Origin of the sequence: Streptomyces sp. NPDC007929, from assembly GCF_042959065.1 — a bacterium.
Lineage (GTDB): Bacteria > Actinomycetota > Actinomycetes > Streptomycetales > Streptomycetaceae > Streptomyces.
In genome coordinates, this window is sequence record NZ_JBIBKD010000008.1 from 414,752 (window position 1) to 434,738 (window position 19,987).

Consider the following 19,987-nt stretch of genomic DNA (forward strand, 5'->3'; position numbering starts at 1 on the left):
CTCGGCGACCGGTTGTGCTGTCCGACTTCGGTCCGTGTGGTGTGAACCGTGCCGGGGCGGTGGTCCGCCTAAGCGGCGGAGGAATCTGGTGATGGCGCTTCCTTGAGCCGTGGCACCCAGTGTCAGTGTCACGCGGCGTGGTCGCACCGGTTCCGGAGCATGCCCTGCGCCCCGCTCAATGCCCTTGTACGGCGTACGGTCCGACGTACAGAACACAGTGCGGCTTGGGGGGCTCCCGGAAGAATGTCTGTCCCGGACGGGGACACAAGGCACCTCGCCATGGTGGGGTCGGGTGCAGACTTGAGGTTAACACTACCGGATCCAACAAACATTCCCCCTCTCGAAATCCGGCAACCGCGTCGATTCAGATGTCACCGGAGGCGGCGAGCGGCAGCACGCTCGCGCCCTGCTGATCGAGGCGCAGCCGGTTCGCGGCCCATTCCGGGCCCGCCAGGGCCTCGACCTTGTCCGCGCTCTCCTCGTCGGCCAGGGCCATCACCGTGGGTCCGGCCCCGGAGATCACCGCGGGGACCCCGTCGCCCCGCAGCCGCTCCACCAGCGCCGCGCTCTCGGGCATGGCCGGTGCGCGGTACTCCTGGTGCAGACGGTCCTCGGTGGCGGGCAGCAGCAGTTCGGGGCGGCGCGTCATGGCTTCGACGAGCAGGGCGGCCCGGCCGGCGTTGGCGGCCGCGTCGACGTGCGGAACGGTGCGCGGGAGCAGGCCGCGCGCCGTCTCGGTCAGAACCGGCTTCCCGGGGACGAAAACCACCGGAACGATGGAATCGGCGGGGTCCATCCTGATCGCGCGGGCGGCGCCGCCCTCCATCCAGGACAGCGTGAAGCCGCCGAGCAGGCACGCCGCGACGTTGTCGGGGTGACCCTCGATCTCGGTGGCGAGCTCCAGCAGCGCGGTGTCGTCGAGCTTGGCGTCGGCCCCTATGGTGACGGCGCGGGCGGCGACGATCCCGGCGCAGATGGCGGCCGAGGAGGAGCCGAGGCCCCGGCCGTGCGGAATGCGGTTGGCGCAGACGATCTCCAGACCGCGCGGCTGTCCGCCCAGCAGGTCGAAGGCGGTGCGCAGGGAACGCACGAGCAGGTGCTGCTCGTCGCGCGGGAGCGTCTCGCTTCCCTCACCCGCGATGTCGATGTGCAGCCCGGAGTCGGCCACCCGGACGACCACGTCGTCGTACAAGCCCAGCGCGAGGCCGAGGGCGTCGAAGCCCGGGCCGAGGTTGGCGCTGGTGGCGGGGACGCGCACCCGGACGGCGGCGGCGCGGAACGCTGGACCGGCCATCGCTCGATGACTCTCCTTGAGCTGCGGTGATTGTCGAATGACGTTCAGTGGACATTCGATGGCGTACGAGAACCCTGGGGGCCGCTGCCGACCGCGAGGGACGGCCGCTGTCCCGGCCGCGGAGACGGCGCGGCACCGCGCTCCGTGCGGAGGCATATGCGGCGGGCGGGTTCAGTACAGCCTATCGAAGGAAGGTTCTGTGGCGACATAGGGCGCACAGGAGGCGCACGATGCGTGTCGTAAGCCCCCTGTGCACCCCCCGTGGGGAACACCCTGGAACAAGCGCCGTCCTGCGCCGGAACGTGTCCGGCGTTGCTCCGGCGCTCGGTGCGTCGCCGCAGGTCAGGCCAGGCCGAGGCGCTCCGCGGCGGCGGCCGCGTCGACGGGCACGGTGACCGGCTGCGGGGCACCGGCGACGGCCCAGTCGGGGTCCTTCAGCCCGTTGCCGGTGACGGTGCACACGATCCGCTGCCCCGGGTCGACCTTGCCCTGCTCGGCGGCCTTCAGCAGACCGGCGACGGACGCGGCGGACGCCGGCTCGACGAAGACACCCTCCTGCGACGCCAACAGCCGGTAGGCGCGCAGGATCTCACGGTCCGTCACCTCGTCGATCGAGCCGCCCGACTCGTCCCGCGCGGCGAGCGCGTACTGCCAGGAGGCCGGGTTGCCGATGCGGATGGCGGTGGCGATGGTCGAGGGGTCCTTGACGACCTCGCCGCGCACGATCGGGGCGCTGCCGGAGGCCTGGAAGCCCCACATCCGCGGCTTGCGGGTCGCCACGCCGTCGGCGGCGTACTCCGTGTAGCCCTTCCAATAGGCCGTGATGTTGCCCGCGTTGCCGACCGGCAGGACATGGATGTCCGGCGCGTCGCCGAGCATGTCCACGATCTCGAACGCCGCGGTCTTCTGGCCCTCGATACGTACCGGGTTGACCGAATTGACCAGTGAGACGGGGTAGTTGTCGCTCAGGCCGCGGGCGAGGGTGAGGCAGTCGTCGAAGTTGCCGTCGACCTGGAGGATCTTCGCGCCGTGCACGAGGGCCTGGCCCATCTTGCCGAGCGCGATCTTGCCCTGCGGCACGAGCACGGCGCAGACCATCCCGGCCCGCACGGCGTACGCGGCGGCGGAGGCCGACGTGTTGCCGGTGGAGGCGCAGATGACGGCCTTCGCGCCCTCCTCCTTGGCCCGGGTGATGGCCATGGTCATGCCGCGGTCCTTGAAGGACCCGGTCGGGTTCGCGCCCTCGACCTTGAGGTGGACCTCGCAGCCGGTGCGCTCGGAGAGCACCTGCGCGGGTACGAGGGGCGTACCGCCCTCACGGAGCGTCACGACCGGCGTGCTGTCGGAGACGGGCAGCCGGTCCCGGTACTCCTCGATGATTCCGCGCCACTGGTGGGTCATTGCTGGTTACTCTCCTTCAACCCGCATGATGCTGGCGACACCACGCACGGTGTCGAGCTTGCGCAACGCCTCGACGGTCCCGGTGAGGGCCGCGTCGGACGCACGGTGCGTGACGACGACGAGGGAGGCCTCGCCGTCCTTCCCCGACTGGCGAACCGTATCGATCGAGACTCCGTGCTCGGCGAAGACGGTCGCGACCTGGGCGAGAACACCCGGTTTGTCGGCCACGTCGAGGCTGATGTGGTACCGCGTCACGACGTCGCCCATCGGGGACACCGGCAGCGCGGCATAAGCGGACTCGCCCGGTCCGGTCGTCTGGCTGAGCCGGTTGCGGCAGACGGCGACGAGGTCTCCGAGCACGGCGGACGCGGTGGGGGAACCGCCCGCTCCGGGACCGTAGAACATGAGCTGCCCGGCGGCGTCGGACTCGACGAACACGGCGTTGTAGGCGCCGCGGACGGAGGCGAGCGGGTGGGTCAGCGGGATCATGGCGGGATGCACGCGCGCGGTGACCGACTGCCCGTCCTCGGCGCGCTCACAGATGGCGAGCAGTTTGATGGTGCAGCCCATCTCCTTGGCGGAGGCGAAGTCCGCCGCGGTCACCTCGGTCATGCCCTCGCGGTAGACGTCGTCGAGGCGCACGCGCGTGTGGAAGGCGATGCCGGCGAGGATCGCGGCCTTGGCGGCGGCGTCGAAGCCCTCGACGTCGGCGGTCGGGTCGGCCTCCGCGTACCCCAGGGCGGTGGCCTCGTCGAGGGCCTCCTGGTAGCCGGCGCCGGTGGAGTCCATCTTGTCGAGGATGAAGTTCGTCGTGCCGTTGACGATGCCCATCACCCGGTTGATCTTGTCGCCGGCGAGGGACTCGCGCAGCGGCCGGATCAGCGGGATGGCACCGGCGACGGCGGCCTCGTAGTAGAGGTCCTTGCCATGCTGCTCGGCGATGGCGTGCAGGGCGGCGCCGTCCTGGGCGAGCAGCGCCTTGTTGGCGGAGACGACGGAGGCGCCGTGCTCGAAGGCGGTGGTGATGAGGGCCCTGGCCGGCTCGATCCCGCCGATCACCTCGACCACGACGTCGATGTCGCCGCGCTTGACGAGGGCGGTGGCGTCGGTGGTGATGAGGGACTGGTCGATGCCCTCCCGGACGCGGTCGGGCCGCCGTACGGCCACGCCCGCGAGTTCCACGGGGGCGCCGATCCGGGCCGTGAGGTCGTCGGCGTGCGTCGTCATGATGCGCGCCACCTCTGAGCCGACCACTCCACAGCCCAGCAGCGCCACCTTCAGCGGACGCGTACGCATCATCCGACCTCGTTTCCTCTTTACCGTCTACGGTGGAACCAGTCTCACTCACCGGACGGGAGTTTCTGCCCCCGGTCCGGATCGTGAGATGTCTATTTCATTTTCGCGGGGCGGCAGACAGGAGATCTTCCGCCGCCGCTCTCGCTCCGGCTTTCGGCAGTGTGCCGTCCGCGTCGGCCTTCAGCTTCAGCCTTCTACCTTCAGCTTCAGCCTTCAGCCGTCTGCCTTCTGCCTTCTGCCTTCTGCCGCTCAGCCGACGTCGAGACGCAGCAGGTCCTCCTCCGTCTCGCGGCGGACGATCACCCGGGCCTCGCCGTCGTGCACGGTGACGACCGGCGGACGCAGCACGTGGTTGTAGTTGCTGGCCATGGACCGGCAGTAAGCGCCGGTGGCCGGTACGGCGATGAGGTCGCCCGGTGCCAGGTCGGACGGCAGGAAGGCGTCCTTGACCACGATGTCCCCACTCTCGCAGTGCTTGCCGACGACACGGGCGAGCATGGGCTCGGCGTCGCTGCGCCGGGACACCAGGGCGACGCTGTACTCGGCGTCGTACAGCGCGGTGCGGATGTTGTCCGACATGCCGCCGTCGACCGAGACGTAGGTGCGGAGGTTGTCGAGCGGCTTGATGGTGCCGACCTCGTAGAGCGTGAAGGCGGTCGGCCCGACGATGGCGCGCCCGGGCTCGACGGAGATGCGCGGCGTGCGCAGCTTGGCGGCCTCGCACTCCCGCGTGACGATCTCCGTCAGGGCCTTGGCGATCTCGTGCGGCTCGCGGGGGTCGTCGTCGCTGGTGTAGGCGATGCCGAGCCCGCCGCCGAGGTCGATCTCGGGCAGCTCGACGCCGTGCTCGTCGCGGATGTCCTTCAGCAGCCCGACCACCCGGTGGGCGGCGACCTCGAACCCGGACATGTCGAAGATCTGCGACCCGATGTGGCTGTGGATGCCGGCCAGCTCGAGACCGTCGAGCTGCAGGGCCCGGCGTACGGCCTCGGCGGCCTGCCCGCCGGCCAGCGGGATGCCGAACTTCTGGTCCTCGTGGGCCGTGGCGATGAACTCGTGGGTGTGGGCCTCGACGCCGACGGTGATGCGGATGAGGACCTTCTGCCGCGTGCCGAGCCCCTGCGCGATGTGCGCGACGCGGACGATCTCCTGGAAGGAGTCGAGGACGATGTGCCCGACCCCGGCCTCGACGGCCCGGGTGATCTCGTCGACGGACTTGTTGTTGCCGTGGAAGGCGATGCGGTCGGCGGGCATGCCGGCGGAGAGCGCGGTGGCGAGCTCACCACCGGAGCAGACGTCGAGGTTGAGCCCCTCCTCGTGGAGCCACCGCACGACGGCCCGGGAGAGGAACGCCTTGCCGGCGTAGAACACGTCGGCGTCCTGCCCGAAGGCGGTACGCCAGGCCCGGGCCCGGGCGCGGAAGTCGGCCTCGTCCAGGACGTAGGCGGGGGTGCCGTACTCCTCGGCGAGCCGGGTGACGGGGATGCCGCCGACGGTCACGGCCCCGTCCTCGTCACGCGTCACGGTCTGGGCCCACACCTTGGGGTCCAGCGCGTTGAGGTCGGCGGGCGGGGCGGAGTAGTGGCCCTCGGGGAGGACATCGGCGTGACGGGGCCCGGCGGGGTGGGCGGAACGGCTCATGATCTGTTCGTGTCTCTCAGAGATGGTCGGGAGCGTCGATGCCGAGCAGGGACAGGCCGCCGGCCAGCACCGTCCCGGCGGCTTCGGCGAGCGCGAGCCGGGCACGGTGGGCGGCCGAGGGTTTCTCCTCGCCCAGGGGCAGCACGGCGGGGAGCAGGGGCATCACGGCATCGGCGACGGCGAGGAGATGCCGGGCCAGGCGGTCGGGGGTGTGCTGCGTGGCGGTGACGGCGAGGACGCGGGGATGGTCGCCGAGCAGGGCGGTCAGCGCGTCGGCGTCGCTCACCGGACCGGGCTCGGGATGGAAGCCGAGGTCGGCGGCGTTGCGCAGGAGGGCCCGGGTACGGGCGTGGGCGTACCGGACACGGAAGAGGGGGTTCCCCTCCCGCTGGACGAGGTGATCGCCGGGAATCCGGGGCCGGTCGTGGGCGGCGGGATGCAGCAACGCCCAACGGGCGGCGTCCCGGCCGAGGGGGAGGGGGTCGGCGGGGGCGGGGGTGGGGGCGATGCGGATGTGTGTGTCCGTGATGCGTGGCCCGCGGGTGGTGACGTCAATTCCGAGCACCGACACCCACTCCGCGGCGGGCCGCCCCTCGCACTCGACGCGGACGTAGTCCCCCTGGCTGCGCAACACCCGGCTCACGGCATCCGCGACGACGACGGCACGCACCTCTGCCGGGCACGAGATACCGACGGCTGTCCCGCTGAACCCGGTCGCCGCGTGCCCGTAGCGCGGCCCGCGCCGCAGGATCTCCTCGACGAGGTCGGTGGCGACGGTGCCGCGCAGGCTGAAGTTGAGGAAGCCGGGCCCGGTGACGACGACGTCGGCGAACCGCTGCTCGTCGAGGAGCCGGTCACGCAGGATCTCGGCGACGCGCCGCGGCGGCTGCCCGGCCGGGCGGGCCAACTGGAGGGCGACGTTGGTGGCGTAGTCACCACACCCCCCCGGCCCCGGCGGCGCGACTACGGCCCGCTCCGGAACGGTAACGCTGAGCTCCCCCTCGTCGACAGCGCGACGCACGGCGTGCAGCACGGTGCGCGAGAGCTCGACGGGGGTCACGGGACAAGCGTATGGGAGGAAGGGGGTGGGTATGCGAGCCGGTTTCGGTGTGCGTCCGGGATGTGGACGGGGGGCGGCGCGAGGGTGCTGCGGATGGCCGAGACGGATGACTGAGAGGGACGGCCGAGACGGATGACCGAAAGGGACGGCCGAGACGGATGACCGACAGCCGGCACGGGGACCACTCCCCCACGACTACGACCTGGGACCACTCCCTACGACTACATCCGGGGACCACTCCCTCAGGCCCACGGCTGGGCGGGGCAGCCACGGGATGGCTACGACACGGCGGGTTGATCCACTTCCTTCACGGGGGTACCACCGCCGCCGGCCTCGGTACCACCACTGCCCTCCCGGCCCCCACCCCGGGCCCGTTCGACCAACTGGCGCACCATCGTGACCAGTTCGGCCGGCTCGAAGGGTTTGGAGAGGAACGCGTCGACACCCACTTCGAGCCCGGCCTCGATCTCGGGATGACCGCAGGCACTGACGATGGCGAGGGGCACGTCGCGGGTACGGGGATCAGCTCGCAGCCGGGCGGCGGTCCTGAGCCCGTCCAGCCGCGGCATGACGACATCGAGGGTCACAACGTCGGGCCGCACCTGATGAACGACATCAAGACACTCGGCACCATCGGCCGCGGTCACGACCTCCAGCCCCTCCAGCTCGAGGTTGACCCTGATCAACTGCCGGATGACCTTGTTGTCGTCCACAACAAGAACCCGGCCCGACACGCCTGGCACAACTCGAGAGTAGGTCGACCCCGGCCATCGCGTCCGGGTTTTCCCCACTTCCACCCCGCACGAGCGACTCACATCCCCGTCCCCGACAGCGGAAACCCGTTCATGACCACACCGAGGGAGCTGGTAGTGTTCTACCCGTCGCCGCGAGCAACGCGACGAACACGCCCCCGTAGCTCAGGGGATAGAGCAACGGCCTCCGGAGCCGTGTGCGCAGGTTCGAATCCTGCCGGGGGCACTCGCCACAGAGCCAGCAAGAGTCACTCGCTGAGTTGGGCGGATGCCGATACGAAGAGGGCGGGAGTCAGGTTCACTGGCTCCCGCCCTCTCGTCATGTCCAGGAGTCGGCGTCCCGCTTGGCTTCGCCTCCCGTGGTGAGCTCGGGGGAGGACACGCTCGGGACACTCGCTCGCCTTCGCGGCGGCTCGGTATCAGTTGAGTCAGGACTACGCCGCCATTGCCACCAGCATCGCCGCCGCGTTGCTGCTCGCGTCGCTTGTCGAGTTCTATGCCATCACCGCAGACAATGTCGGGCGTGTCTTCGTGCCTTGGACACGAAGTGGCCCGGGTGGTCTGGTTCACCGACCAGGCCATCCATCTCGGATACACGATTCAGCCTGGCGGGAGATCGCGGAGGGCTGGTGGGATGCGGCGTACGACAGCGGAGTACGACACACGTGAACATCTTGGCTCCTGCCTGGCCGTGGTGACCCTACTGGGCTGCCTGGTCTCACGTTCTCCAACTCGGCGCTTTCATTGCCCGCCTGTTCGTCGATGCGTGTGGAATCGAGCTGGAGACGGAGCAGTTTGCTTGGCGCCCCCATCGGCATAAGTGGGCCGCGTGGGGGCGTCGTCCTTTCGTATGGTGCACAGGGCCCAGATGATGAAGGCCGAGATGGTGATCATCGCGATCGACCAGACCGGGTAATAGGGCAGCGAAAGGAAGTTGGAGATGATGACCAGGCCCGCGATGGTCACGCCCAGGACGCAGGCCCAGGTCGATGCCATGAAGAGGCCGAAGCTGACGACGAACGCCAGTGCGCCCAGGGCCAGGTGGATCCAGCCCCAGGCGGTGAGGTTGAACTCGAAGACGTAGTTCCGTGTCGCGACGAAGATGTCGTCGTCCGCGACCTCCGCGATGCCGCGCATGATGTCGAGAATGCCGCCGATCATCAGCATGACCGCCGCGAAGACGGTCACGCCGGTGGCCCATTCCCGCAAGGACGGACGGGCGGTTCCCGGGTGCGTGGTGGTCATGCCGGTCTCCTCGTTCCCTCCGGCGCCGTTCCGTGTGGTGCCGTGTGGTGCCGTGTTGCCTCAGCGTGCCCAGGGCACGGTGCGGTCCCGCCTCACCCGGGGCGGGTGAGGCGGGACGGGCCGAGAAACGTCACTTTCGACCCATACGCACCATTGCTCTACCGTGGAAAAGAACGACGCTGCTCACCCCCTCACCGATCATCGAGGTGACGGTCATGACGGAGACCACTCAGCGCAGGAACACAGCCGGCAGGCAGGACGGGGCGACATCGCAGGGCGGGAAGGGCTCCCCGGGCACCCGTGGGAGCACTGCCATCGCGGACACGGTCGTCGCGAAGATCGCGGGCATGGCGGCCCGGGAGATTCCCGAGGTGCACAACCTCGGCGGTGGCATGACCAGGGCCTTCGGGGCTGTTCGCCAGCGGGTGCCGGGCGGGGGCAGCGGGGTCACCCAGGGGGTCAAGGTGGAGGTCGGCGAACGCCAGGCCGCCGTCGATCTCGATGTGGTCGTCGAGTACGGCGCCGCCATCGCCGACACCGCCTCCGATGTCCGGGCCAACGTCGTCAACGCCGTGGAGCGGATGACCGGGCTGGAGGTCGTCGAGGTCAACATCGCCGTCGACGACGTTCATCTGCCGGACGAGGAGGAGGACGAGTCCGAGCAGCAGGAGGGCAGGCGGGTGGCCTGACCCCCCGGGGCCCGGGTCAGTAGACCTCCGGGACCGCCCCCGGACCGCACGGCACGCGCACATGCTCGCCGTGGCCGCAGTGGACGACGCGGTCGCCGAGGCCGATCGCGTCGGCCTCGGCGAGGAACGCGGACAGCGGCGAGCGCATCACCGTGTAGTCCTCGTAGTGGACGGGCAGGACCAGGCGGGGGTCGAGTCGGCGGGCCAGTTCGGCGCCCTGGGTGCCGTCCATCGTGACCACGAAGCCACCGGGGAGGCGGGTGCCGCCCAGGTGCAGGACGGCGAGGTCGGCTGCCGGAAAACGCTCGGCGATCTCGTTCAGGCCGTCGTACACGAGCGTGTCGCCGGAGACGTAGATCCGCATGCGGGGCGCTCCCCCCGCCGGGCCGAACTCCAGCATGCTTCCCATCACCGGCGGTAGCAGCCTGCGCAGCACCGCTTGGCCGGCGTGCCTGCCGGGGAGGGCGGTGACCGTGACCTGGACGCCGTCCCGCTGGAGGGTGAGCCCCTTCCAGGTGCGCAGTCCCGCCGTGCGGTGGAATCGGTGCACTGCCCTGAGGCGGCGGGCCGCGTGCGGTGTGGTCAGGATCGGCACGGTGTGGTCCAGGTGCCGGCGGGCGCGGCGGTCCCAGTGGTCGCCGTGCAGGTGTGACAGCACGACCGCGTCCAGGCGGGGCAGTTCGTGCACGTCCAGGGCCGGTTCGGTCAGGCGGCGGCTCAGCAGCCCGTAACCGAGGTGGGCGTACTGACCCCGGTGGAGGAAGTTCGGGTCGGTGAGCAGGGTGAGCGGGCCGTACGACAGGAGCACCGTCGCGTTGCCGATGAAGTGGATGTCGAGCGCGTCGTCGCCGGTCTCGTCGTCCGTGGGTTGCGGCATGGTCAGGCCGAGCGCTTGCGGGACGTCGACTTCTTCGCCGGAGCCTTCTTCGCCGTGCTCTTCGACGCCGTCTTCTTCGCCGTTCCCTGGCCCTGGGCCGACTTCGACGTCGACTTCTTCGCCGCCGTCGTCTTCTTGGCCGCCGTCTTCTTCGCCGTGGACGACGACTTCTTGCCGCCGGTCTGCTTGGGGGCCGCACGGGCCGACTTGCGCTGCGGGAGCGACTTGACCTCGGCGTGCTCGGCGTCCTCGCCCCGGGACTCGCGAGCCGCCCGGACACTGCTCTCCAGGGCCGCCATCAGGTCCAGGACCTTGCCGCCCGTGGCCGGTTCCGGGGACTGGGGCGGGGCCTCGCCGGCGGCCTTCGCGGCGATGACCTCCTCCACGGCCTCGCGGTACTCGTCGTGCAGGTCCTCCAGGTCGACCTCGCCCAGGGTGTCCATCAGCGCGTCCGCCAGGTCCAGTTCCTGGTCGCGGACGGTCACGTCGGTGTCGGGGGCGACGCCCTCGGGGGCGCGGACCTCGTCCGGCCACAGCAGGCCGTGCATGGCGATGGCCTCGCCGACGACCCTGAGCATGCCGAGTCGCTCCCTGCCGCGCAGGGCGAACTTGGCGATCGCCACCTTGTTGCTGCGCTTCAGCGCCTCGCGCAGCAGGGTGTACGGCTTCGCCGCGGGGGCGCCGCTCGCCTGGAGGTAGTACGCGGCGTCCATCTGGAGCGGGTCGATCCGGTCGGCCGGGACGAACGCGACGATCTCGATCGTCTTGGCCGTCGGGATCGGCAGGCTCGACAGGTCCTCCTCGGTGATCGGGATGATCGTGCCGTCCGCATCCTCGTAGCCCTTGCCGATCTCCCCCTGGGTGACCTCCCGGTCCTCCAGCTCGCAGAACTTGCGGTAACGGATGCGGCCGCCGTCCTCGGTGTGGATCTGGCGGAAGGAGATCGAGTGGCTCTCGGTGGCGTTGACCAGCTTGATCGGAATGCTGACCAGGCCGAACGAGATGGCGCCGTTCCATATGGATCTCACGTGCAGCACCCTTCCGGTCACGCTCAGGATTGTTCGTCACGGTTTGCGTGGGATTCTTATCGTATGGCGCCTATCACAGTGGTGGAGGGGCGACGGCTCGCTCTCAGCAATCTGGAGAAGGTGCTGTATCCCGCCACCGGCTTCACCAAGGGCGAGGTGCTGCACTACTACGCGACCGTCGCCGAGGTCCTGTTGCCCCATCTGCGTGACCGGGCGGTCTCCTTCCTGCGGTACCCGGACGGACCGGACGGGCAGGTGTTCTTCACGAAGAACGTGCCGCCGGGTACGCCCGACTGGGTCACCACCGCCGAGGTGCCACGGGTCGAGGGGCCCTCACGGATGGTCCTGGTGCAGGACATGCCGAGCCTGATGTGGTCGGCGAACCTCGTGACCGAGTTCCACACCCACCAGTGGCTCGTCGACACCCCGGACGAGGCCGACCGGATCGTGTTCGACCTCGATCCGGGGGCACCGGCGAGCATCGTGCAGTGCTGCGAGGTCGCGCTGTGGCTGCGGGAACGGCTCGCGCACGACGGCATCCGGGCCTACGCCAAGACCTCCGGCTCGAAGGGGCTGCATCTGCTCGCCGCCGTGCGCGGGGCGTCCTCCGAGCGGGTGTCCGAGTACGCCAAGGCACTCGCCGTCGAGGCCGAGAAGGCCATGCCGCGGCTCGCGCTGCACCGGATGACCAGGAGCCTGCGGCCGGGGAAGGTCTTCGTCGACTGGAGCCAGAACGCCGCCCGCAAGACGACGGCGACCCCGTACACCCTCAGGGCCCGCCCGGAACCGACCGTGTCGGCCCCGGTGACCTGGGACGAGATCGAGGAGTGCCGCGCACCCGGCCGGCTGGACTTCCGCGCCGTCGACCTCGCCCCCCGCGTCCAGGACTACGGCGACCTGCTCGCTCCCCTGCTGGCCCCGGAGGCGGCGGCTCCGCTGCCGTAGACAGGCCACGCTCGGGCTCCGACACGGCCGGGCCGCAAAGAGCCAGCTCCTACGGGGACCTCAGGCGGGTGCGCGGCGGGAGTCCCCCACCCCGGCGGGAGCCCCCACCCCGGGTGGGAGTCCCCACCCCGGGTGGGAGTCCCCACCCCGGCGGGAGTCCCCACCCCGGCGGGAGTCCCCCACCCCTCACACCCTCGCCCACGTGTTCCGATCCCGGGCCATCGCGTGCAGTGCCTCCACGTCCGCCGGTTTCAGGACGCCACCCCGCCGGGACAGGCCCGGCACCTCCGTGGCGGTCAGGACATGGACCTCCCGGGGGGCGGTGGGGATCAACACCGTCGCCGGGTCGACCAGGGCGAGGACCGGGCGGACCTCCGCGGTCAGGGCGTAGGAGGCGCGGTCGGCGTCGGAGCGGACGCGGCGCAGGAGGGGGTACGGGTCGCGGCGGCCGAGGGTGATCACGGGGTCGGTGACACGGACGCGCTGCCTGCGGGCGTGGAGAGTGTGCACGGCGTACAGGCCGCCGGGGCCGATCAGCAGGTGGTGGATGCGGTCGCCGCCGGGGAGCGGTACGGAGTGCAGGGCGTGCCAGCCCGCGCCGTCCAGGCGGTCCAGGGCGTCACCGACCGTCTGCTCGGCCGTCAGGGCCCTGCGGCGCGGGTCGGGGCGCAGCCGGTGCGTGGGGCCGGGGTCGCGGTCGAGGGCGACGAGGAGGGCCTCGCCGGGGCGGTTGGGGGCCAGGTCGTCGTCGGGGTGGAGGGCGAGGCGGGACAGTTCGGCGGGGGTCGGCACCGGGGGCGGCCCCACCGTCACGGGGCCGGTGACGAAGGGCCCGAGCGCCCGCAGTACGTCGTCCTCGCGGTCCTGGCCGAGGAGGTTCACCCGGCCGGTCTCACGGTCGTACCAGGCGATGTTCCTGCCGTCCGGGAGGCAGACGTAGAGCCGCTCCCGGCCGTGCCGCCAGGTCGGTATGACGCGCAGTCCGTTCATGCACCATCACCCCGGTCCATGGGAACAGGCGGGGTGCTGCGGGGGCAAGAACCCGGCTACCTTTGAGAGGAGTTGGGCCTGCCCGCGGACCCTCGGGCGGCAGTGGTGGGGAGGCGGCGTTGCGTACCCGCAGTAAACCCGACGTACCCGCTCCGGAGTCTCCGTGGAGCGAGGTCGTCCCCGGCCTGTGGATGGGCGGCCACGAGTACACGGGGGCCCAGGGCCACCTGGAGTTCGCTGTTGTGCGCGGCGAGTTCGATCTCGTGCAGACGCTGTTGCGGCTGCCGGGGCACGGGCCCGATCCCGGCGTCCGGCACCATGTGTGGCCGATTCCCGACGGGCCGCTGGACGGGACGCAGCTCGCCGGTGTGATCCGGCTGGCCGAGGCCGCGTGCGAGGCGCTGGGCGAGGGCCACAGGGTCCTGGTCCGCTGCTACCACGGGTACAACCGCTCCGGTCTGGTCGTCGCGCACGCGCTGATGCGCAGGGGCCGCTCCGCCGAGGAGGCGATCCGGCTGATCCGGGCGCGTCGCTCGCCCTGGGCACTGCACAACGACCTGTTCGTCGACTACCTGCGGACCGGGCTGGCCACGGCACGGCTGCTGGAGGAACTCGCCGAGTAGCCCGGTGACACGGGGACGGCCGCGCAGGTCGGCCGCGCACGAACGGCCGCGCGGGTCCGCCGGGCACGAAGTGCCGCTCACGAACTGCCGCACACGTACGGCCGCCCTCTCGCGCAAATGGGACTTCCCTACGAATAAGGTGTACGCGGCCGACAAGTGCCCGCCGCCGGGGGTCGCGTGCGCCGCGCACCCGCAGTTGTACCCGCGGTCGTACCCGCCGTGTGATCGTCATGAGACGTCAGGAGTGCAGTGCCCCTCAGCCGCCCCGGACAGGCCGCCCGTCGCCTCGCCGTCGCTGTCCTCCTGCTGGCCGCCGCCGTGGGGTGCGGGGACGCCGGTGGGCTGGAGGGCGCGGGGGCGACGCCGACGGCCGAGGGTCCGGCCCGGCTCTGGCCGGAGCTCACCCCGGCGTCCAGCCCGGCCTTCGAGATCGGGGAGGTGAACACCGAGGTGATCAAGGGCGTGAGAGTCCCCGGCGACGACATCCGCCGGGTGGACCCGGTCTCGATCGTCCGGGCCGAGATCGCCCGGAACCCCGGCGACTACGACGGCACCAAGGCCCCCTACCGCGACACCGAGCGCCGGATGGCCGACTGCGCGAAGGGCCCGGGGCGCGGCAAGTGCCCGGTGCTCACGCCGTACTACCGGGACCTGACCGGCGACGGGCACGACGACCTGACGCTGGGCTTCCCGCTGCTGCCCGGGAAGACGACCGCGGTCCGCGTGTACACCGTCGAGAAGCACCGGCTGGTGCAGGTGATGGCGTGGGAGGACGCGCTGAGCGGGGTCGAGCTGGCCGGGCGGTCCCTGGTGATCCGCTCGCCGTCGGAGGTCGCGGGCTACGAGTACCGGTTGCAGTGGACCTGGGACCGTGACCAGCGGGCCATGCTCCTCACCCATGACGAGATGCTGCGGACCGGCCCACGCAAGCATTCCCGGCACCCGTCCTCCCCCGCCGGTTCTCCCACCGGTTCTCCCACGGGTCCCCCGACCGGTTCTCCCGCCGCTTCTCCCACCCGTTCCCCGTCGGTCTCCCCCTCGGCGAGCGGCTGATGAGACCGGTACTCCCCCAGTGGTCCGGGACGCTGGCCTTGAAGGCCGCCGTCTTCATCGCGGTGATGTGCTGCGCGCTGGCCGCCCTGCTCGGCAGCCTGGTGCATGTGCAGGTCACGAACCAGACCGTCGGCCAGGCCCGTGACCAGGCGTTGCAGCGGCTGACCCAGGCGACGGAACGGTACGAGGCCGGGGACACCCTGCGGCGGGGCGCCGGGGTGGATCCACCGGAGCTGCCGAGGGAGCTGCGGGAGCTGGCGGTGGCCGGGGAGCGCGGCACGATCGTCGCCGACCGCGCGGGACGCCCCACGATGTGGGCGGCGGGTCCGGTCGACGGCGGGCGGGCGCTGGCCGTGGCGGTCGACTACTCCCAGCAGGCCCGCACGATCGAGGGCCTCGACCGGGCGATCCTGTGGTCGTCGGGCCTGGCGATCGCGGTGACCCTGCTGGTCGGGGCGTTCGCGGTGACGCGGGTGACGCGGCGGCTGCACACCACGGCTCTGGTGGCCCGGCGGATCAGCGCGGGCGACCTGGACGCCCGCGTGAACGACCCCCGCGCGACCCCTCGTCCAAGCCCCCGCACGCCCCCTCACCCGAGCCCCAGCACGCCCCCTCACCCGAGCCCCCTCACAGACCCCGGCACGGGCCCCAGCACGGACGGGAGCGCGGGCCCCACCACAGACCCCATCACAGACCCGGGCACGGGCCCCCAGACCGGCCCCCGCACAACCCCCCGCACACACCCCCGCCCCCGCCTGCGCCCACGCCCACGCCCACGCACCAAGGCCGGCCCGCCCGACGAGGTCGCCGCGGTCGCCGCCGCCCTGGACTCCATGGCGGCCTCGCTCCAGGGCAAGCTGCTCGCCGAGCAGCGCTTCACGGCGGACGTCGCGCACGAGCTGCGCACGCCGCTGACCGGGCTGCACGCGGCGGCCGAACTGCTGCCGCCGGGCCGTCCGACGGAGCTGGTCCGGGACCGGGTGGCGGCGCTGCGCACCCTCACCGAGGACCTGCTGGAGATCTCCCGGCTGGACACCGGCCGGGAGCGGGTGGAGCTGGACACCGAGCGACTGGGGCCGCTGGCCGAGCGGGCGGTGCGGTTGGCGGGCAGCGACGCGGAGGTCAGGGTCGTACGGGACGTGTCCGTGGAGACGGACCGGCGGCGGCTGGAGCGGGTGCTGGGCAATCTCGTGGCGAACGCGCACCGGCACGGACGGGGGCCGGTGGTGCTGACCGTGGACGGCCCGGTGGTGACCGTGCGCGATCACGGGGACGGGTTCCCGGAGTACCTCCTCGCGCACGGGCCGCAGCGGTTCCGTACGGAGGGCGGGACGCGGGGACACGGGCTCGGGCTGACCATCGCGCGGGGGCAGGCCGAGGTGCTGGGGGCACGGCTGGAGTTCGCGAACGCGCCGGACGGCGGGGCGGTGGCCACGCTGGAACTCGCCCCGCGGTGAGCACCCGGGACGCGTCCTCCTATGGCCCAGCGTGAAGGGCGGCCCCCTCGGGGCGCTCCTAATGTGGCGATTAGTCAGCTTCGGCACTTTCGCCCCCACATGGAGGTAACCCCATGCCCCTGCGCACCCGTCTCTCCATAGCCGCCGTCGCCGGGCTCCTCGCCGCGGCGGCCACCGTCACGCCCGCCGCCGCCACCGCGTTCGACGACTGGGACCCGAGCGGGGGCAACGGCAGCGGCAATGGCAGCCAAGGCCAGAGCAACTGGAACAACGGCTCCGGAGGAAACGGCGGCAACGGCGGCAACGGCGGCAACCAGGATCCGGACTCCAGCAGCTGGAACGGCGGCAACAACAGCCACCACGACCAGCGCTTCTACCGGGGCGTCGTCACCGCGAGCACCCTGGCCCTGCGCAGCGCCCCGGACCGCGGTTCGCAGATCATCCGGTTCGCCCACCGGGGCGACAAGGTCAAGATCTTCTGCAAGGTCGACGGCGAGTCCGTGCAGGGCCAGCCGCTCTGGTACCTGCTGGCGGACGGCACCTGGGCCTGGGGCTCGGCCCGCTACATCGACACCATCGGCCCCACGCCACGCCGGTGCTGACACGTGCTGACACTCCGTCACTCAAAGGCACACAAGACGGACTGTTTGGGTAGGTTCCGGACATGAGCAAGGCCGGAATCACCGTGGCGACGGCGGACCCGTCCGCGCCCGCCGTCCGCCGCCCGGCCCGGCGCCGGGGCATCGAGCTCGCCCTCATCGTGCTGGCCGTCCTGCTGTCGGTGTACGGCTACTGCGCCGTGGGCCTCGCCCGGAACGGAACGCTGCCGCCCGGTGCCGCCGGCTACGGCGCCGGCCTCGGCGTCCTGGCGCTGCTGGCCCATCTGGCCGTACGCCTGCGGGCCCCGTACGCCGACCCGCTGCTCCTGCCGATCGGGGTGCTGCTGAACGGGCTGGGGCTGGTGCTGATCTACCGGCTCGACCTGGAGACCCCGGGCGACCGGGCGGCACCGGCCCAGCTGGTGTGGTCGACGCTGGGTGTGGCGCTGTTCATCCTGGTCGTCCTGCTGCTGCGCGACCACCGGGTGCTCCAGCGGTACACGTACGTCTGCGTGGTCGCGGCCCTGGTGCTGCTGACCCTGCCGATCCTGTTCCCGGCGGTGAACGGGGCCCGGATCTGGATCCGGATCGCCGGGTTCTCCATCCAGCCGGGCGAGTTCGCGAAGGTGCTGCTGGCGGTGTTCTTCGCCGCGTACCTGGCGGCGAACCGCAACGCCCTCGCGTACACGGGCCGCCGCATCTGGAAGCTCCAGCTCCCCACCGGCCGGGTCCTCGGCCCGATCGTCGCCGTCTGGCTGGTGAGCGTGGGCGTGCTGGTCCTGGAGCGCGACCTCGGCACGTCACTCCTCTTCTTCGGCCTGTTCGTCGTGCTGCTCTATGTCGCCACCGGCCGCACCGGCTGGATCGCGGTCGGCCTGCTGCTGGCCGCGCTGGGCGCGGTCGCCGTCGGCCGGCTGGAGCCGCACGTGCACAGCAGGATCGAGACCTGGCTGCATCCCTTCGCCTCCATCGAGGCGGGCGAGGGCGCGAACCAGCTCGCCCAGTCGCTGTTCGCCTTCGCGGAGGGCGGTCTGCTCGGCACGGGCCTCGGCCTGGGCCACTCGGTGCTCATCGGCTTCGCCGTGAAATCGGACTTCATCCTGGCCACGGCGGGCGAGGAACTCGGCCTCGCGGGCCTGTCCGCGATCTTCCTCCTCTACGGTCTGCTGGTGGAGCGCGGTTTCCGCGCGGGCCTCGCGCAGCGCGAGCCGTTCGGCCGGCTGCTGGCGGTCGGCCTGGCCTCGCTGGTGGCGCTCCAGGTGTTCGTGATCGCGGGCGGGGTGACCGGGCTGATCCCGCTGACCGGCATGGCGATGCCGTTCCTCGCGCAGGGCGGCTCCTCGGTGGTCACCAACTGGGCGATCGTGGCGCTGCTGGCACGGGTGAGCGACTCGGCCCGGCGCGGTTACGACGGGCAGGGCACCCGGTGACCCGGCACATCCGGCACGCCGGGTACTTCTGCGCCCTGCTGCTGGTGGCCCTGCTGCTGAACGCCGCCCGGGTCCAGGTCGTCCAGGCCCCGTCGTACGACCGGAACCCGGGCAACCGGCGCCCCGACATCACCCGCTACGAGCAGCCCCGCGGGGACATCCTGGTCGGCGGGCGGCCCGTCACCGGCTCCCGGGACACCCGCGAGCACCTGCGCTACGAACGGACCTACCTGGACGGCCCGCTGTACGCTCCGGTGACCGGCTTCGCCTCCCAGCTGTACGGGACGACGCTCCTGGAGAACACCGAGGACGGTGTGCTGTCGGGCGCGGATCCGATGCTGGCGCCCTTCCCGCTGTGGAACGACTTCACGCGGGCGCGCAACGCCGGTGGGGACGTCGTCACGACACTCCACCCCGCCGCCCAGAAGGCCGCGTACGAGGGGCTGGCGGGCCACAAGGGGGCGGTGGCGGCGCTGGAGCCGTCGACCGGCCGGATCCTGGCCCTGGTGTCCGCCCCGTCCTACGACCCCCAGCCGCTGTCGGGCAACGGTTCGGCGGCGGCCCGGGCCTGGTCACGGCTCGTCACCGACCGGGACCGCCCGATGCTCAACCGGGCGGTCCGGCAGACGTATCCACCGGGCTCGACCTTCAAGGTCGTCACCGCGGCCGCCGCGCTGGACGCCGGTGTGGTCACCGACCTGGAGGCGCCGACCGACACCCCCGACCCCTACCGGCTGCCGGGGACGCGCACCCGTCTGACGAACTCGTCCAAGGGCTGCGCGAACGCCTCGGTCCGGGAGGCCTTCACGTTCTCCTGCAACACGGTGTTCGCCAAGCTCGGTGTGGAGGTGGGGGTGGCGGACATGACGGCCACGGCGCACGCCTTCGGCTTCAACAACGGGGAGCTGCGGGTGCCGTTCCCGGTGGCCCGGTCCACCTTCGACACCACCCTGGACAAGGCGCAGCTGGCCCTGTCGTCGATCGGCCAGTACAACACCCGCGCCACTCCTCTGCAGATGGCGATGGTCGCGGCGGCGGTGGCCAACGGCGGTCAGGTACGGGACCCATACCTGGTGGAGCGCACGACCCGGCCGGGCGGCAGCACCCTGGCGACGGCCGGCTCGCGGGCGATCCGGCAGGCGATGTACCCGTCCACCGCCGTCCGGCTGCGGGCGATGATGCGGGACGTGGTGGAGAACGGCACCGGCCGCAACGCCGCGATCCGCGGCGCCAAGGTCGGCGGCAAGACCGGCACCGCCCAGCACGGCCTCGGCAACTCCGGTACGCCGTACGCCTGGTTCGTCTCCTGGGCGCAGGGCGATCGCGATCTGGCGCCGCGGGTGGCGGTGGCGGTCGTGGTGGAGGACGCGGAGTCGGACCGCGGGCACATCAGCGGGGGTGGTGACGCGGCGCCGATCGCCCGGGCGGTGATGGAGGCAGTACTCAAGTCCCCCGAGCGGCCGTAGAGTTCGCGCTCCGGCACCACCGCCCGGTTGCTGGGACTGGGCTGGTGGGCACGGGGCGCCCGACCTACGTTCGGTTCATGACTGAGCCCGCGCACGAACTCGCCCAGATCATCCTCGGCCGCATCAAGACCCCGGTGGACC

The 19,987-nt window shown here is 71.5% G+C and carries 18 protein-coding genes and 1 tRNA gene; 9 read left to right on the forward strand and 10 right to left on the reverse strand.

The window, feature by feature from the left end:
• Nucleotides 1–364: 364 nt before the first annotated feature.
• From thrB to ACFZDE_RS27975, 6 genes are all read right to left on the reverse strand, one after another.
• Complete coding sequence (gene thrB / locus ACFZDE_RS27950) at nucleotides 365–1,294, reverse strand: homoserine kinase (protein ID WP_390993886.1); 930 nt, start codon at nucleotides 1,292–1,294, stop codon at nucleotides 365–367.
• Nucleotides 1,295–1,636: 342 nt separating this feature from the next.
• Complete coding sequence (thrC, locus tag ACFZDE_RS27955; RefSeq protein WP_185013174.1) at nucleotides 1,637–2,695, reverse strand: threonine synthase; 1,059 nt, start codon at nucleotides 2,693–2,695, stop codon at nucleotides 1,637–1,639.
• 6 nt (nucleotides 2,696–2,701) lie between these two features.
• On the reverse strand, nucleotides 2,702–3,994 hold the full coding sequence (locus ACFZDE_RS27960; protein ID WP_390993885.1) for a homoserine dehydrogenase: 1,293 nt from the start codon (nucleotides 3,992–3,994) through the stop codon (nucleotides 2,702–2,704).
• Nucleotides 3,995–4,240: 246 nt separating this feature from the next.
• The gene (gene lysA, locus ACFZDE_RS27965) at nucleotides 4,241–5,632 is read right to left on the reverse strand and encodes a diaminopimelate decarboxylase (protein WP_391204297.1); all 1,392 of its coding nucleotides are present in this window, start codon (nucleotides 5,630–5,632) and stop codon (nucleotides 4,241–4,243) included.
• 16 nt (nucleotides 5,633–5,648) lie between these two features.
• Nucleotides 5,649–6,692, reverse strand: coding sequence for an ArgS-related anticodon-binding protein NrtL (nrtL, locus tag ACFZDE_RS27970; protein ID WP_391204300.1), 1,044 nt, complete (start codon nucleotides 6,690–6,692; stop codon nucleotides 5,649–5,651).
• A 278-nt stretch (nucleotides 6,693–6,970) separates the two neighbouring features.
• Nucleotides 6,971–7,483 carry a response regulator gene (locus ACFZDE_RS27975; RefSeq protein ID WP_391204302.1) on the reverse strand — a complete coding sequence of 171 codons (513 nt, stop codon included), beginning with the start codon at nucleotides 7,481–7,483 and terminating at the stop codon, nucleotides 6,971–6,973.
• A 115-nt stretch (nucleotides 7,484–7,598) separates the two neighbouring features.
• On the opposite strand from ACFZDE_RS27975, the gene ACFZDE_RS27980 reads away from it, so the two are divergent.
• Nucleotides 7,599–7,670 (forward strand) — tRNA-Arg (locus ACFZDE_RS27980).
• Between the two features lie 515 nt (nucleotides 7,671–8,185).
• Here the strand turns inward: ACFZDE_RS27980 and ACFZDE_RS27985 are convergent.
• Nucleotides 8,186–8,689, reverse strand: a complete 504-nt coding sequence (locus ACFZDE_RS27985) for a hypothetical protein (protein WP_391204305.1) — start codon at nucleotides 8,687–8,689, stop codon at nucleotides 8,186–8,188.
• Nucleotides 8,690–8,904: 215 nt separating this feature from the next.
• Here ACFZDE_RS27985 and ACFZDE_RS27990 point away from each other — a divergent pair, with 215 nt between their 5' ends.
• On the forward strand, nucleotides 8,905–9,378 hold the full coding sequence (locus ACFZDE_RS27990; RefSeq protein WP_390993877.1) for an Asp23/Gls24 family envelope stress response protein: 474 nt from the start codon (nucleotides 8,905–8,907) through the stop codon (nucleotides 9,376–9,378).
• Between the two features lie 16 nt (nucleotides 9,379–9,394).
• Here ACFZDE_RS27990 and ACFZDE_RS27995 read toward each other — a convergent pair whose 3' ends face one another.
• Nucleotides 9,395–10,255 carry an MBL fold metallo-hydrolase gene (locus tag ACFZDE_RS27995; RefSeq protein ID WP_391204308.1) on the reverse strand — a complete coding sequence of 287 codons (861 nt, stop codon included), beginning with the start codon at nucleotides 10,253–10,255 and terminating at the stop codon, nucleotides 9,395–9,397.
• Nucleotides 10,256–10,257: 2 nt separating this feature from the next.
• Complete coding sequence (locus ACFZDE_RS28000) at nucleotides 10,258–11,292, reverse strand: Ku protein (protein WP_391204467.1); 1,035 nt, start codon at nucleotides 11,290–11,292, stop codon at nucleotides 10,258–10,260.
• A gap of 54 nt (nucleotides 11,293–11,346) precedes the next feature.
• Between ACFZDE_RS28000 and ligD the strand changes: the two genes are divergently transcribed.
• Nucleotides 11,347–12,228 carry a non-homologous end-joining DNA ligase gene (ligD, locus tag ACFZDE_RS28005; protein WP_391204311.1) on the forward strand — a complete coding sequence of 294 codons (882 nt, stop codon included), beginning with the start codon at nucleotides 11,347–11,349 and terminating at the stop codon, nucleotides 12,226–12,228.
• 186 nt (nucleotides 12,229–12,414) lie between these two features.
• Here the strand turns inward: ligD and ACFZDE_RS28010 are convergent, their stop codons facing one another.
• Nucleotides 12,415–13,218, reverse strand: coding sequence for an NERD domain-containing protein (locus tag ACFZDE_RS28010; RefSeq protein WP_391204314.1), 804 nt, complete (start codon nucleotides 13,216–13,218; stop codon nucleotides 12,415–12,417).
• Between the two features lie 119 nt (nucleotides 13,219–13,337).
• Here ACFZDE_RS28010 and ACFZDE_RS28015 point away from each other — a divergent pair, with 119 nt between their 5' ends.
• The 6 genes from ACFZDE_RS28015 to ACFZDE_RS28040 all read left to right on the forward strand — a co-directional run bounded on the left by ACFZDE_RS28015 (nucleotide 13,338) and on the right by ACFZDE_RS28040 (nucleotide 19,846).
• Nucleotides 13,338–13,841 carry a dual specificity protein phosphatase family protein gene (locus ACFZDE_RS28015; protein ID WP_391204317.1) on the forward strand — a complete coding sequence of 168 codons (504 nt, stop codon included), beginning with the start codon at nucleotides 13,338–13,340 and terminating at the stop codon, nucleotides 13,839–13,841.
• A 249-nt stretch (nucleotides 13,842–14,090) separates the two neighbouring features.
• A complete protein-coding gene (locus tag ACFZDE_RS28020) occupies nucleotides 14,091–14,894 on the forward strand; it encodes a hypothetical protein (protein ID WP_391204320.1) in 804 nt (267 codons plus the stop codon).
• Nucleotides 14,894–16,351 carry an ATP-binding protein gene (locus ACFZDE_RS28025; RefSeq protein ID WP_391204323.1) on the forward strand — a complete coding sequence of 486 codons (1,458 nt, stop codon included), beginning with the start codon at nucleotides 14,894–14,896 and terminating at the stop codon, nucleotides 16,349–16,351. Before ACFZDE_RS28020 ends, ACFZDE_RS28025 begins: the two co-directional genes overlap by 1 nt.
• A 113-nt stretch (nucleotides 16,352–16,464) precedes the next feature.
• Nucleotides 16,465–16,953, forward strand: a complete 489-nt coding sequence (locus tag ACFZDE_RS28030) for an SH3 domain-containing protein (protein ID WP_391204326.1) — start codon at nucleotides 16,465–16,467, stop codon at nucleotides 16,951–16,953.
• Nucleotides 16,954–17,015: 62 nt separating this feature from the next.
• Complete coding sequence (locus ACFZDE_RS28035; protein WP_390993869.1) at nucleotides 17,016–18,380, forward strand: FtsW/RodA/SpoVE family cell cycle protein; 1,365 nt, start codon at nucleotides 17,016–17,018, stop codon at nucleotides 18,378–18,380.
• A complete protein-coding gene (locus ACFZDE_RS28040; RefSeq protein ID WP_390993868.1) occupies nucleotides 18,377–19,846 on the forward strand; it encodes a penicillin-binding transpeptidase domain-containing protein in 1,470 nt (489 codons plus the stop codon). The genes ACFZDE_RS28035 and ACFZDE_RS28040 overlap by 4 nt, the downstream gene beginning before the upstream one ends.
• Nucleotides 19,847–19,987: the final 141 nt, after the last annotated feature.